Annotated in this window: 13 protein-coding genes; 11 read left to right on the forward strand and 2 right to left on the reverse strand. The window is 58.9% G+C overall.

Annotated features, from left to right (window positions below):
- Positions 1-239 precede the first annotated feature (239 nt).
- On the forward strand, positions 240-1,031 hold the full coding sequence (locus tag ACM6I5_RS22005; RefSeq protein ID WP_017337543.1) for a CPBP family intramembrane glutamic endopeptidase: 792 nt from the start codon (positions 240-242) through the stop codon (positions 1,029-1,031).
- A gap of 104 nt (positions 1,032-1,135) precedes the next feature.
- A complete protein-coding gene (locus ACM6I5_RS22010) occupies positions 1,136-2,701 on the forward strand; it encodes a methyl-accepting chemotaxis protein (RefSeq protein WP_414884704.1) in 1,566 nt (521 codons plus the stop codon).
- A 115-nt stretch (positions 2,702-2,816) separates the two neighbouring features.
- Here the strand turns inward: ACM6I5_RS22010 and ACM6I5_RS22015 are convergent, their stop codons facing one another.
- Entirely contained in the window at positions 2,817-3,503 is a 687-nt protein-coding gene (locus tag ACM6I5_RS22015) for an alpha/beta family hydrolase (protein WP_414884705.1), read from the reverse strand.
- A 109-nt stretch (positions 3,504-3,612) separates the two neighbouring features.
- On the opposite strand from ACM6I5_RS22015, the gene ccoN (ACM6I5_RS22020) reads away from it, so the two are divergent.
- The 8 genes from ccoN (ACM6I5_RS22020) (at position 3,613) to ccoP (ACM6I5_RS22055) (ending at position 10,517) form a co-directional block, all read left to right on the forward strand.
- Positions 3,613-5,037 (forward strand): cytochrome-c oxidase, cbb3-type subunit I, encoded by a 1,425-nt coding sequence (gene ccoN, locus ACM6I5_RS22020; protein ID WP_017337540.1) that lies wholly within the window; start codon positions 3,613-3,615, stop codon positions 5,035-5,037.
- Positions 5,038-5,047: 10 nt separating this feature from the next.
- The gene (gene ccoO / locus ACM6I5_RS22025) at positions 5,048-5,656 is read left to right on the forward strand and encodes a cytochrome-c oxidase, cbb3-type subunit II (protein WP_017337539.1); all 609 of its coding nucleotides are present in this window, start codon (positions 5,048-5,050) and stop codon (positions 5,654-5,656) included.
- 5 nt (positions 5,657-5,661) lie between these two features.
- The gene (locus ACM6I5_RS22030) at positions 5,662-5,862 is read left to right on the forward strand and encodes a cbb3-type cytochrome oxidase subunit 3 (protein WP_017337538.1); all 201 of its coding nucleotides are present in this window, start codon (positions 5,662-5,664) and stop codon (positions 5,860-5,862) included.
- Positions 5,859-6,812 (forward strand): cytochrome-c oxidase, cbb3-type subunit III, encoded by a 954-nt coding sequence (ccoP, locus tag ACM6I5_RS22035; protein ID WP_414884706.1) that lies wholly within the window; start codon positions 5,859-5,861, stop codon positions 6,810-6,812. Before ACM6I5_RS22030 ends, ccoP (ACM6I5_RS22035) begins: the two co-directional genes overlap by 4 nt.
- Positions 6,813-7,295: 483 nt before the next feature.
- Positions 7,296-8,738, forward strand: coding sequence for a cytochrome-c oxidase, cbb3-type subunit I (gene ccoN, locus ACM6I5_RS22040; protein WP_017337536.1), 1,443 nt, complete (start codon positions 7,296-7,298; stop codon positions 8,736-8,738).
- The gene (gene ccoO / locus ACM6I5_RS22045) at positions 8,738-9,346 is read left to right on the forward strand and encodes a cytochrome-c oxidase, cbb3-type subunit II (protein ID WP_017337535.1); all 609 of its coding nucleotides are present in this window, start codon (positions 8,738-8,740) and stop codon (positions 9,344-9,346) included. Before ccoN (ACM6I5_RS22040) ends, ccoO (ACM6I5_RS22045) begins: the two co-directional genes overlap by 1 nt.
- A gap of 5 nt (positions 9,347-9,351) precedes the next feature.
- Entirely contained in the window at positions 9,352-9,537 is a 186-nt protein-coding gene (locus ACM6I5_RS22050) for a CcoQ/FixQ family Cbb3-type cytochrome c oxidase assembly chaperone (RefSeq protein ID WP_003175465.1), read from the forward strand.
- Complete coding sequence (gene ccoP, locus ACM6I5_RS22055; protein ID WP_017337534.1) at positions 9,534-10,517, forward strand: cytochrome-c oxidase, cbb3-type subunit III; 984 nt, start codon at positions 9,534-9,536, stop codon at positions 10,515-10,517. Before ACM6I5_RS22050 ends, ccoP (ACM6I5_RS22055) begins: the two co-directional genes overlap by 4 nt.
- A gap of 68 nt (positions 10,518-10,585) precedes the next feature.
- Here ccoP (ACM6I5_RS22055) and ACM6I5_RS22060 read toward each other — a convergent pair whose 3' ends face one another.
- Positions 10,586-11,581, reverse strand: a complete 996-nt coding sequence (locus ACM6I5_RS22060; protein WP_414878643.1) for a metallophosphoesterase family protein — start codon at positions 11,579-11,581, stop codon at positions 10,586-10,588.
- A gap of 264 nt (positions 11,582-11,845) precedes the next feature.
- On the opposite strand from ACM6I5_RS22060, the gene ACM6I5_RS22065 reads away from it, so the two are divergent.
- Positions 11,846-12,058 carry a hypothetical protein gene (locus tag ACM6I5_RS22065; protein WP_414884707.1) on the forward strand — a complete coding sequence of 71 codons (213 nt, stop codon included), beginning with the start codon at positions 11,846-11,848 and terminating at the stop codon, positions 12,056-12,058.
- Positions 12,059-12,133 lie beyond the last annotated feature (75 nt).

Here is a 12,133-nt window from a genome sequence, read left to right on the forward strand (position 1 = left end):
CGCCTTCGGGCGGTGTTTTTGTTTGGTCCCTGCTTATAATTGCGCCCCTCAAACATTGCACGACCCTGTGGCGAGGGAGCTTGCTCCCGCCGACTGATCCGCGCCCGGGCGAAGCAATCGTACAACCAGCCGATGCGGTCTGCTTGAAACAATGTGGGCAGCGAATTCGGGGCCGCTTCGCAGCCCAGCGGGAGCAAGCTCCCTCGCCACAAAAGCTCTTCAGCCTTAAAGGACTCTATATGCTCGCCCTGCCATGGATTCATCTGGCCCTGCTCTCCTTTGGCTACGGCCTGGCCCTGACTTATGGCCACCTCGGCTGGCTCGCCGGAATCTCCGTTGCGCTATTGCTGACCGCCGGTTTCGCCGCACGCCAACAACACGTGCGCATAGGCCGCTACCTCGGCCACGCGCTATTCATTTTCATGGCGCTGGCACTGGCCATGCATTGGCTTCCCGGTTTCTACAACGGCCGCGGTATCAATCCGCAACGCTTCACCGACGATGCTGTGCGTTTTTCCATGTACCTGAACCTGGACAAACCGCTGATTGGTTTCTGGCTGTTGCTGGTCTGCCCGTGGATTGTCGGCCAGCGTTCGCTTCGGCTTGGCATTTTTGCCACCGCGATGGGACTGACACTGAGTGCCCTGCTGGCGCTCGGCGGCGCGCTGTTGCTGGGCGTGATCAGTTGGGCCCCCAAATGGCCCGATCAGGCCTGGTTGTGGCTGTTCAACAATCTGCTGCTGGTCACGCTGGTAGAGGAAGCGCTGTTTCGCGGCTACATCCAGGGCGGTCTGAGCCGACACCTCAAACACCTGCCTTATGGCGAAAACCTCGCACTGCTGCTCGCCTCGCTGTTGTTTGGTCTGGCGCATCTGGCTGCCGGCTGGCAATGGGTGTTACTGGCGACCCTGGCAGGTGTCGGCTATGGTCTGGCCTACCGTTTCGGCGGATTGGCGGCAGCCATCGCCACGCATTTCGGCTTGAACCTGCTGCATTTCGGCCTGTTCACCTATCCGATGCTGGCCGGCTGACGCAACGGTCGTTTTGCGACGCGCCGCTGATTATTGAAATAAAAATTCAATAAACCCCTGACCATGCCGACAACCTCTCAAAGCCTTGCGGATTGAAAAAAGCCATGCGTAACAACCAGCCCATCACACAACGCGAACGGACCTTTCCGGCTCAGCAACGGTTGATTTCCACCACCGATGCCAAGGGCGTGATCACCTACTGCAACGACGCGTTCGTCGAAATCAGTGGGTTTTCCCGCGAGGAACTGATCCGTGCGCCGCATAACCTGGTTCGTCACCCCGACGTACCGGCCGCGGTGTTCGCGCATATGTGGGGCACACTGAAACAAGGCTTGCCATGGATGGGCATTGTCAAGAATCGCTGCAAGACCGGCGACCACTACTGGGTCAACGCCTACGTCACACCGGTTTTCGAAGGCAATCAGGTGGTCGGTTACGAGTCGGTGCGGGTCAAGCCCACCGCCGAACAGATCCAGCGTGCCGAAGCGCTCTACCAACGCATCAACCAGGGCAAGTCAGCGATTCCTTCCACCGATAAATGGCTGCCGGTGCTTCAGGACTGGCTGCCGTTCATTCTGGTCAGCCAGCTGAGCTTCATGATCGGCGCCACACTCAACTCCCAGTGGGGCTTCGCCCTGGCTGCGGGCCTTTCGGTGCCGTTGGGCCTGCTGGGTTTGAGCTGGCAACAGCGCGGTCTCAAGCGCTTGCTGCGCCTGGCCGAACAGACTACATCCGACCCGCTGATCGCGCAGATGTACACCGATAGCCGTGGCGCCCAGGCGCGTCTGGAGATGTCGATCCTCAGTCAGGAAGCCCGCCTGAAAACCTGCCTGACCCGTCTGCAGGACACTGCCGAGCACCTGAGCGACCAGGCGAAACAGTCCGACACCCTGGCGCACAGCAGCTCCACCGGCCTGGAACGTCAGCGCGTCGAAACCGAACAAGTGGCCACCGCCGTCAACCAGATGGCCGCCACCACGCAGGAAGTCGCCAGCCACGTGCAACGCACAGCGGACGCGACTCAGGAAGCCAATCGCCTGACCGGTCGCGGCCGCGACATCGCCGGGGAAACCCGCGAAGCCATTCAGCGACTGTCGGAAGTGGTCGGCGAAACCGGCCTGACCGTGACCCAACTGGCCAAGGACAGCGATGAAATCGGCGGCGTGGTCGACGTGATCAAAGGCATCGCCGACCAGACCAACCTGCTGGCGTTGAACGCGGCAATCGAAGCGGCCCGGGCCGGGGAGATGGGCCGTGGGTTTGCGGTGGTGGCTGACGAAGTTCGTCAACTGGCGCAACGCACCAGCGAATCCACCGGGCAGATTCACGCCCTGATCGCCAAGCTCCAGCAAACCGCGAGCTCAGCGGTGCAAACCATGGAAGCCGGGCATCGCCAGGCGGAAGAAGGTGTGGCGCGGGTACTGGAAGCAGATCAGGCGCTGGTCGGGATCAGCGAAGCGGTGGCACACATTACCGACATGACCACCCAGATCGCAGCCGCGACCGAAGAGCAAAGCTCGGTGGCCGAAGAAATCAGCCGCAACATCAGCAACATCTCGCAACTGGCTGACCAGACGTCGGAACAGGCGCAGCACTCGGCGTTGTTGAGTGAAGAGCTGACGAAGACGGCGAATACTCAGTATTCGCTGGTGGAGCGGTTTAACCGCTGATTGATGCTGGAAAGACAAAAACCCGGACGGCGAAAGCTCCCGGGTTTTTTATCGTCACTCTGAAAGTGATGTCACCTGTCAGGGCCTCATCGCGGACAACCCCGCTCCCACAGGGTTATGCATCTCGCCGCAGGAATTCGGCAACCTTGCCCGCCGCAGCCGCCAAATGCTGCTGATGGGTAAACCCCGAAGCCTTCAACGGTTTCAAATCATGATCCCCCGCCACCAGCCAGAACACTTCGATACTCGGTGACAACGTGTAAGCCTCGACCGCCTCGCGATTGCCCAATGCATCCCGCTCACCCTGAACAAACAACGCCGGCGTCTTCAGCCCAGCCAAATGCTCGACCCGAGGCTTCTCCGGTTTACCCACCGCATAAAATGGATACCCCAGGCACACCAACGCATCCACCTCAAGCTCATCGGCTAACAGGCTCGCCATCCGCCCCCCCATGGACTTGCCGCCAATCGCCACACGCCCAGTGACATGGAGTCGCACCACCGCATATACCTCTCGCCAGCATTCCAGCAGTTTCGGCGCCGGGTTCGGCGGGCGCTTACCCCCCTCGACACGCCGTTGCGCCATGTACGGAAACTCAAAGCGCAGCACGTTGACGCCAAGCGCAGCAAGGCGCGCAGCCATGTCGTTCATCCAGGCGCTGTCCATGGGCGCACCGGCGCCATGGGCGAGAATCAGCGTCGTCGATGACGGCGCCGCGGCGGCGCTCCACAGCCAGCCATGTTCGGCTACACACTGCGCCCATTGATCCCCGTCAATACTGGCCTTGTGCTCTTTGTCCATGCTTGCCTCGCTTTTAGTCTGCCTATAACTCCAGGCGAAGGAAGCGTCTGCCTTGCGACTTGCTCGCAAAGACAGGCCTTCACTTCGGCTGAACCGTGGATGGGGAACCATGAACACTTCTATCAGTACCGCCTACAACTACAAGGTGGTCCGCCAATTCGCCATTATGACGGTGGTGTGGGGCATCGTCGGCATGGGGCTCGGGGTTTTTCTCGCGGCTCAATTGGTCTGGCCTGAACTCAACTTTAATTTGCCGTGGACCAGTTTCGGCCGGTTGCGCCCGCTGCACACCAACGCGGTGATCTTTGCCTTCGGCGGTTGCGCCCTGTTCGCCAGTTCGTTCTATTCGGTGCAACGCACCTGCCAGACACAGCTGTTTGCGCCGAAAATCGCTGCGTTCTGCTTCTGGGGCTGGCAGCTTGTGATTCTCCTGGCGGCCATCAGCCTGCCACTGGGTTACACCAGCTCCAAGGAATACGCCGAGCTGGAATGGCCGATCGATATCCTGATCACCATCGTCTGGGTCGCCTACGCCATCGTGTTCTTCGGCACACTGGCCCAGCGCAAAACCAAGCACATCTACGTCGGCAACTGGTTCTTCGGTGCGTTCATCATCACCGTCGCCATCCTGCACATCGTCAACAACCTTGAGTTGCCAGTGAGTTTCACCAAGTCCTACTCGGTGTACGCCGGCGCGACCGATGCCATGGTGCAGTGGTGGTACGGGCACAACGCCGTAGGCTTTTTCCTCACCGCCGGTTTTCTCGGAATGATGTACTACTTCGTGCCGAAACAGGCCGAGCGTCCGGTGTATTCCTATCGCTTGTCCATCGTGCACTTCTGGGCGCTGATCACCCTGTACATCTGGGCCGGTCCGCACCACTTGCACTACACCGCGCTGCCGGACTGGGCACAGTCGCTGGGCATGGTGATGTCGCTGATCCTGCTGGCGCCGAGCTGGGGCGGGATGATCAACGGGATGATGACGCTCTCGGGCGCCTGGCATAAGTTGCGCAGCGACCCGATCCTGCGCTTCCTGGTGGTATCGCTGGCGTTCTACGGCATGTCGACCTTCGAAGGTCCGATGATGGCGATCAAGACCGTCAACGCCCTCTCCCACTACACCGACTGGACCATCGGCCACGTTCACGCCGGTGCGCTTGGCTGGGTGGCGATGATTTCCATCGGCGCGCTGTACCACATGATCCCGAAAATCTTCGGTCGCGCGCAGATGCACAGCATCGGCCTGATCAACGCGCACTTCTGGCTCGCGACCATCGGCACCGTTCTGTACATCGCATCGATGTGGGTCAACGGCATCGCCCAGGGCCTCATGTGGCGCGCCGTCAACGAAGACGGCACGCTGACCTACTCCTTCGTCGAAACCCTGGTGGCCAGCCACCCAGGCTTCGTCGTGCGACTGGTGGGCGGCGCGATCTTCCTCAGTGGCATGTTCCTGATGGCTTACAACACCTGGCGCACCGTGCGGGCCTCGCAGCCTGCCGAAGCCGCCGCTGCCGCGCAGATCGCCTGAGGAGTCCGCCATGAAACACGAAACAATCGAGAAAAACGTCGGCCTGCTGATGTTGCTGATGGTGTTCGCCGTGAGCATCGGCGGCCTGACCCAGATCGTCCCGCTGTTCTTCCAGGACGTGACCAATAAACCGGTGGAAGGCATGAAGCCCTACACCGCGTTGCAACTGGAAGGTCGCGACATTTACATCCGCGAAGGCTGCGTCGGCTGTCACTCGCAGATGATCCGGCCGTTCCGCGCCGAGACTGAACGCTACGGTCACTACTCGGTCGCCGGCGAAAGCGTCTGGGATCACCCGTTCCTGTGGGGCTCCAAGCGTACCGGTCCGGACCTGGCCCGTGTCGGCGGCCGCTACTCCGAAGACTGGCACCGCGCGCATTTGTACAACCCGCGCAACGTGGTGCCGGAATCGAAGATGCCTGCCTATCCATGGCTGGTGGCCAATCAGCTCGACAGCAGCCACACCGAAACCAAGATCAAGGCAATGCGCACCCTTGGCGTGCCGTACACCGACGACGACATCGCCGGTAGCGTCGAATCGCTCAAGGGCAAGACCGAAATGGACGCATTGGTCGCCTACCTGCAAGTGCTCGGCACTGCCATCAAGAGCAAGAGGTGAGCCCCATGATCTTTGAAATGAGCAGTGGAATGATCCGCGGCCTGGGCACGGTCGTGGTGTTCGTGGCCTTCGTCGGCCTGACGCTGTGGGTGTTCAACAGCAAGCGCAACCCGGAATTCGCCGAAGCGCGTTTGCTGCCGTTCGCCGATGAACCCCTGGCCGACGACGCCACCCAAGAACCTGAAACAAGGAGTACCCGGTCATGACCACTTTCTGGAGTACGTGGATCTGCGTACTGACCATCGGCAGCCTGATCGGCCTGACCTGGCTGCTGATCGGCACCCGCAAGGGCGAAACCAAGGGCAGCGTCGACCAGACCATGGGCCACAGCTTCGACGGCATCGAGGAGTACGACAACCCGCTGCCGCAGTGGTGGTTCATGCTGTTCGCCGGCACGCTGGTGTTCGCCGTAGGTTATCTGGTCTTGTATCCGGGCCTGGGCAACTGGAAAGGCGTCCTGCCGGGTTACGAGGACGGCTGGACCGGCATCCACGAATGGGAAAAGGAGATGAACAAGGCCGATGCGAAGTTCGGACCGATCTTCGCCAAATTCGCCGCCATGCCGGTGGAAGAAGTGGCCAAGGACCCGCAAGCGCTGAAAATGGGCGGCCGCCTGTTTGCGTCGAACTGCTCGGTGTGCCACGGCTCGGATGCCAAGGGCGCTTTTGGCTTCCCGAACCTGACCGACAGCAATTGGCGCTGGGGCGGCAACGCCGAGATGATCAAGACCACGATCATGGGTGGGCGCATGGCCGCGATGCCGGCCTGGGGTGAAATCCTTGGGGATGCCGGCGTGAAAAACGTTGCCGCCTATGTACGTCATGACCTGGCCGCCCTGCCATTGCCGGCTGACAGCGGCGCCGATCTGCAGGCCGGACAGCAAGCGTTCAGCACGATGTGCGTAGCCTGTCATGGTGCAAACGGCAAAGGCACTGAAGCCATGGGCGCGCCGAATCTGACGCAACCGGCCGGGTTCATCTACGGGACAAGCCTGGCGCAACTGCAACAAACCATTCGCCATGGCCGTCAGGGCCATATGCCGGCGCAGAACGAACTGCTCGGCAACGATAAGGTGCAACTGCTGGCCGCTTATGTGTACAGCCTGTCCCACGGTCTGAATACAGAGCGTTTGCAGGCCGAAGGCAAAAGCGAATAATTCTTCACAGCTCTACTGCCGCATTCTCCCCGGATGCGGCAGTTCCCTGCCCCTTTGCGACCCATTGTCGCACCCTCCGTTAGTCCTCCTTTCGGTTCACCGGAATCGGGTCTAAGCTTCCCCCGATGCGGACTGGCATGAGCCGGTTCCAGGTCGACCCAACCCGATGTGTTCGACGAATCTGCTCGATGACAGGCCGCAAAGGCTGGTAGATACCGGCTGTCGTGCCAATTGCCGTCGGTCACTCGATCGTTGTGTTTGAACACACCCCGTTACAACTGACCTGACCCCCTCACCACTTTCGTTCGCTGCGACATTTTGTCCGAGGGCGATTTTGTCCTTACGCGGCGCATGGAAAGGCCGCAGAATCAGCTTTTGAAAGCATTGACCCAGGTCATGGCGCGTTGCAATGACCCCCTGCTTTCTCCATACTTGCGGCCGATTTTTACTCCTAATAAAACACCCAAACCGTGGAACCTTAGAATGAGCACAGCAATCAGTCCGACTGCTTATAACTATAAGGTAGTCCGCCAGTTCGCCATCATGACGGTGGTCTGGGGGATCCTTGGCATGGGGCTCGGTGTCTTCATCGCCTCACAGCTTGTATGGCCGGAATTGAACTTCGGTCTGCCGTGGACGACTTTTGGACGCTTACGCCCGCTGCACACCAACCTGGTGATTTTCGCCTTCGGTGGTTGTGCACTGTTTGCCACTTCTTATTACGTCGTGCAGCGAACCTGCCAAACGCGACTGATTTCCGACAGCCTCGCAGCCTTCACCTTCTGGGGTTGGCAAGCGGTGATCGTCGGCGCCATCGTTACCTTGCCGCTGGGTTACACCACCACCAAGGAATACGCTGAGCTGGAATGGCCTTTGGCTATTCTGCTGGCCATCGTCTGGGTCACCTACGGTCTGGTGTTCTTCGGCACCATCACCAAGCGCAAGACCAAGCACATTTATGTGGGTAACTGGTTCTACGGTGCCTTCATCGTCGTGACGGCGATGCTGCACATCGTCAACCACGCGTCCCTGCCGGTCAGCTTCTTCAAGTCCTACTCGGCCTACGCCGGTGCGACGGATGCGATGATCCAGTGGTGGTACGGGCACAACGCGGTGGGCTTCTTCCTGACCACCGGCTTCCTGGGGATGATGTACTACTTCGTTCCGAAGCAGGCCGAGCGTCCGATCTACTCCTATCGCCTGTCGATCGTGCACTTCTGGGCGCTGATCACCCTGTACATCTGGGCCGGTCCGCACCACTTGCACTACACCGCACTGCCAGACTGGGCGCAGTCCCTGGGCATGGCGATGTCGATCATCCTGCTGGCTCCGAGCTGGGGCGGCATGATCAACGGCATGATGACCCTGTCGGGCGCCTGGCATAAGCTGCGCACCGACCCGATCCTGCGATTCCTGGTCGTGTCCCTCGCGTTCTACGGGATGTCGACCTTCGAAGGCCCGATGATGGCCATCAAGACCGTCAACTCGCTCTCGCACTACACCGACTGGACCATCGGCCACGTACACGCCGGTGCCTTGGGCTGGGTAGCGATGATCTCGATCGGCGCGATCTACCACATGATCCCGAAACTGTTCGGTCGTGCGCAGATGCACAGCGTCGGCCTGATCAACGCGCACTTCTGGCTCGCGACCATCGGTACCGTCCTGTACATCGCTTCGATGTGGGTCAACGGCATCACCCAGGGTCTGATGTGGCGTGCAATCAACGACGACGGCACCCTCACCTACTCGTTCGTTGAAGCGCTGCAAGCCAGCCACCCCGGTTTCATCGTTCGCGCCCTGGGCGGTGCGTTCTTTGCCAGCGGCATGCTGTTCATGGCCTACAACGTATGGCGTACCGTACGTGCCTCGAACCCGGCTGAAGCCGAAGCCGCCGCTCAGATTGCTGTAGTTGGAGCTCACTGATGAAGCATGAAGCAGTCGAGAAGAACATTGGCCTGCTGGCCTTCTTCATGGTTATCGCCGTCAGCATCGGCGGCCTGACCCAGATCGTTCCGCTGTTTTTCCAGGACGTCACCAACAAGCCGGTCGAAGGCATGAAGCCCCGTACCGCCCTTGAGCTGGAAGGCCGCGACATCTACATCGCCAACGGTTGTGTCGGCTGCCACTCGCAGATGATCCGCCCGTTCCGTGCTGAAACCGAACGTTACGGCCATTACTCTGTCGCCGGTGAAAGCGTCTGGGACCACCCGTTCCTGTGGGGTTCCAAACGTACCGGTCCGGACCTGGCCCGTGTCGGCGGTCGTTACTCCGACGACTGGCAGCGTGCGCATTTGTATAACCCGCGCAACGTGGTGCCTGAGTCGAAAATGCCGGCCTACCCGTTCCTCGTGGAAAACAAGCTCGACGGCAAAGACACCGCCAAGAAAATGGAAGTCTTGCGCACGCTCGGCGTCCCTTACACCGACGAAGACATCGCCGGCGCTCAGGATGCTGTGAAGGGCAAAACCGAAATGGACGCGCTGGTGGCCTATCTGCAAGGCCTGGGCACCATCATCAAAAGCAAACGGTGATTTAGATGGATATCGGGATGATTCGTGGCCTGGGCACCGTTGTCGTGATGGTGGCCTTCATCGGTCTGGCGTTGTGGGTGTTCAGCCCCAAGCGCAAGTCGGAGTTTGAAGACGCGACCTTGCTGCCTTTCGCGGATGATCCCGAAGCCATCAAGCACGTCGAGCAAGCTTCTAGGAGTAACAAAGAATGACTACGTTCTGGAGTCTGTACGTCACAGTCCTCAGTCTCGGCACCATCTTCGCCTTGACCTGGCTGCTGCTGTCCACCCGCAAGGGCCAGCGCGCCGAGCAAACAGAAGAAACGGTTGGCCACTCCTTCGACGGGATCGAGGAGTACGACAACCCGCTGCCGAAATGGTGGTTCATGCTGTTCGTGGGCACCATCATTTTCGCCCTGGGCTACCTGGTGCTGTACCCGGGCCTGGGCAACTGGAAAGGCCTGCTGCCAGGTTACAACTACCTCGATAACGAGAAGCAGACCGCGTTCGCCAATGGCCAGACCGGCTGGACCGGCGTTCACGAGTGGGAAAAGGAAATGGCCAAGTCGGACGCCAAGTTCGGTCCGATCTTCGCCAAATTCGCTTCCATGCCAATCGAGGAAGTCGCCAAGGACCCGCAAGCCCTGAAGATGGGTGGCCGTTTGTTCGCCTCCAACTGCTCGGTCTGCCACGGCTCCGACGCCAAGGGCGCCTACGGCTTCCCGAACCTGACCGACGCCGACTGGCGCTGGGGCGGTGAAGCGGAAACCATCAAGACCACCATCATGGGTGGCCGTCATGCGGTCATGCCGGCGTGGGCTGAAGTGATCGGCGAGCAAGGCGTGGCGGACGTTGCTGCGTTCGTCCTGACCAACCTCGATGGCCGCAAGCTGCCGGAAGGCACCAAGGCCGACCCGGTTGCCGGTCAGAAACTGTTCGCTGCCAACTGCGTGGCGTGCCACGGTCCGGCCGGCAAAGGTACGCCAGCAATGGGCGCACCTGACCTGACCCACCCGGCGGCGTTCATCTACGGTTCGAGCTTCGCTCAACTGCAGCAGACCATCCGTTACGGCCGTCAGGGCCAGATGCCTGCGCAGGAACAGCTGCAAGGCAATGACAAGGTTCACCTGCTGGCCGCTTACGTCTACAGCTTGTCTCACGGTGAGAAAGCTCCGGCGGAAGATGCTCAGTAAGGCAAACGCCTGATGCAAAAAAAGGCCCCGCCAGTGATCTGGCGGGGCCTTTTTTATGGGCGATTGGCCTACGTTGATGCCACCGGCACTGTCGCTATCAGCTCACGTTTCTGCCACTGGTTGTTGTCGACCGCATAGACGTGCAGGTTTTTACGATCCTCGGAAAAACTGGCGATCAGATAAGTCTGCTGGGATGCACTGCCGCTGATGAAACCCGGCACACTGCCCGTGTACCACATGGAGCCGCCACTCCCATGAAGATGACCGGCGAACATTGCAGTCACTTCATATTTATCGATCATCTCCCTGAACCGTTTTTCTTGACTCCAGTCGCCCATGAAATCATTGGGTTTATGCATGTTCAGGAGAATGATCTTCCCCTGCGCGCGTGCCTGCTGAAGGTCGCGCTCAAGCCAATCGAGTGCCGGGGTAATTTCAAAAACCGTCGGGCGGACAAAAGTGCCTGAAGAGAATTTCACCGAGTACGTCGGCTCGTTATGTAACTGCACCAGGTGCACATCGCCATAATCCTTGGAGTACGCAAGGCTGCCGTAATAAATAGTGCTCGGCCATGAAGCCCGTGCCGCCAGATCCATACTTCCGGCCTTTCCCCAATAGCGCTTCTTCAGATCCTCAATGCTTCCAGCGGCGCAATTATTCAGAAAACAATCATTCACGTTATTTTGATAATCATGATTACCCAGACCGTAGTCATAAGCCCCTTGAAGTTTGGTATCCAGCGTCTGCTGGACATAGGAACGCTCACCTGCATGACCGAAGGCGGTCATATCGCCATTGATCATCACGGGTACCGCCGTGCTCCCGCCCTCGTGCCGCCTGAACTCGGCAATACTGTCGTACTGTGTTTCCACCAGCCATTTCGCGCGCTGCTCCAACGCTGTAGCTGATTCGGTTTCACCTCTGTCCGTTTTATCCGTCCACGGATACTGTGGATCAGAAGCGAAGACCATATGACGCGGCGCACCTTCAAATGAATGCGCGAGCGATGCCAGCGACAGGGTCCACATGCACGCAAGTAATCTTGCACACTTTTTTATGTTCATAGAATTCCATTTCCACTTAAACACTATTGAATTTAAATAAAGCACATAAAATTTCGATCAAATACAAAACAAAAGCAACTACCAAAACAAACACAAAGCATTTCCCACAACAGAACTCACCACCCACGACACGCTTATATCTTGAATTCTTTACCTAATGGAAAACACCCTTCGATAGAGTATAAATTTCCTACAACTTGATGATTGGCTTAAACACCAACACGAGCAAACGCTATAGTTAATTCAACACAAGGAAGTCATTACATGAACACTAAAACAACCACCCAAAACTCCTGCAATGTTAACCCTGCCGGACCGAGTGAAGATCCGCCACCGACTGAAGTTGTTAGCGAAACAACTGTACTGAAGCGCCGTGCAAGGTCGGCAGACACCGCGAACAGCGCTGATCGACCAAAACCCCACGGAACCGGGCTGGACAAGCTGGGGGGCGGCAATCTCCTTTTAGAAGAGGACTGAGTTTTGCTGATGGATTGCAGCGCCGGCGCTGCAATCCATCAGGGTGTGTAGTGTTCACCGAGGCAGAGTACGATT

The organism is Pseudomonas sp. IT-P171, from assembly GCF_949767765.1.
Classification (GTDB): domain Bacteria; phylum Pseudomonadota; class Gammaproteobacteria; order Pseudomonadales; family Pseudomonadaceae; genus Aquipseudomonas; species Aquipseudomonas fluorescens_B.

Excerpts from the sequence above, each read along its gene's own strand:
- ACM6I5_RS22005 (WP_017337543.1), top strand. The coding sequence starts at position 240 with ATGCTCGCCCTGCCATGGATTCATCTGGCCCTGCTCTCCTTTGGCTAC.
- ACM6I5_RS22010 (WP_414884704.1), top strand. The coding sequence starts at position 1,136 with ATGCGTAACAACCAGCCCATCACACAACGCGAACGGACCTTTCCGGCT.
- ACM6I5_RS22015 (WP_414884705.1), bottom strand. The coding sequence starts at position 3,503 with ATGGACAAAGAGCACAAGGCCAGTATTGACGGGGATCAATGGGCGCAG.
- ccoN (WP_017337540.1), top strand. The coding sequence starts at position 3,613 with ATGAACACTTCTATCAGTACCGCCTACAACTACAAGGTGGTCCGCCAA.
- ccoO (WP_017337539.1), top strand. The coding sequence starts at position 5,048 with ATGAAACACGAAACAATCGAGAAAAACGTCGGCCTGCTGATGTTGCTG.
- ACM6I5_RS22030 (WP_017337538.1), top strand. The coding sequence starts at position 5,662 with ATGATCTTTGAAATGAGCAGTGGAATGATCCGCGGCCTGGGCACGGTC.
- ccoP (WP_414884706.1), top strand. The coding sequence starts at position 5,859 with ATGACCACTTTCTGGAGTACGTGGATCTGCGTACTGACCATCGGCAGC.
- ccoN (WP_017337536.1), top strand. The coding sequence starts at position 7,296 with ATGAGCACAGCAATCAGTCCGACTGCTTATAACTATAAGGTAGTCCGC.
- ccoO (WP_017337535.1), top strand. The coding sequence starts at position 8,738 with ATGAAGCATGAAGCAGTCGAGAAGAACATTGGCCTGCTGGCCTTCTTC.
- ACM6I5_RS22050 (WP_003175465.1), top strand. The coding sequence starts at position 9,352 with ATGGATATCGGGATGATTCGTGGCCTGGGCACCGTTGTCGTGATGGTG.
- ccoP (WP_017337534.1), top strand. The coding sequence starts at position 9,534 with ATGACTACGTTCTGGAGTCTGTACGTCACAGTCCTCAGTCTCGGCACC.
- ACM6I5_RS22060 (WP_414878643.1), bottom strand. The coding sequence starts at position 11,581 with ATGAACATAAAAAAGTGTGCAAGATTACTTGCGTGCATGTGGACCCTG.
- ACM6I5_RS22065 (WP_414884707.1), top strand. The coding sequence starts at position 11,846 with ATGAACACTAAAACAACCACCCAAAACTCCTGCAATGTTAACCCTGCC.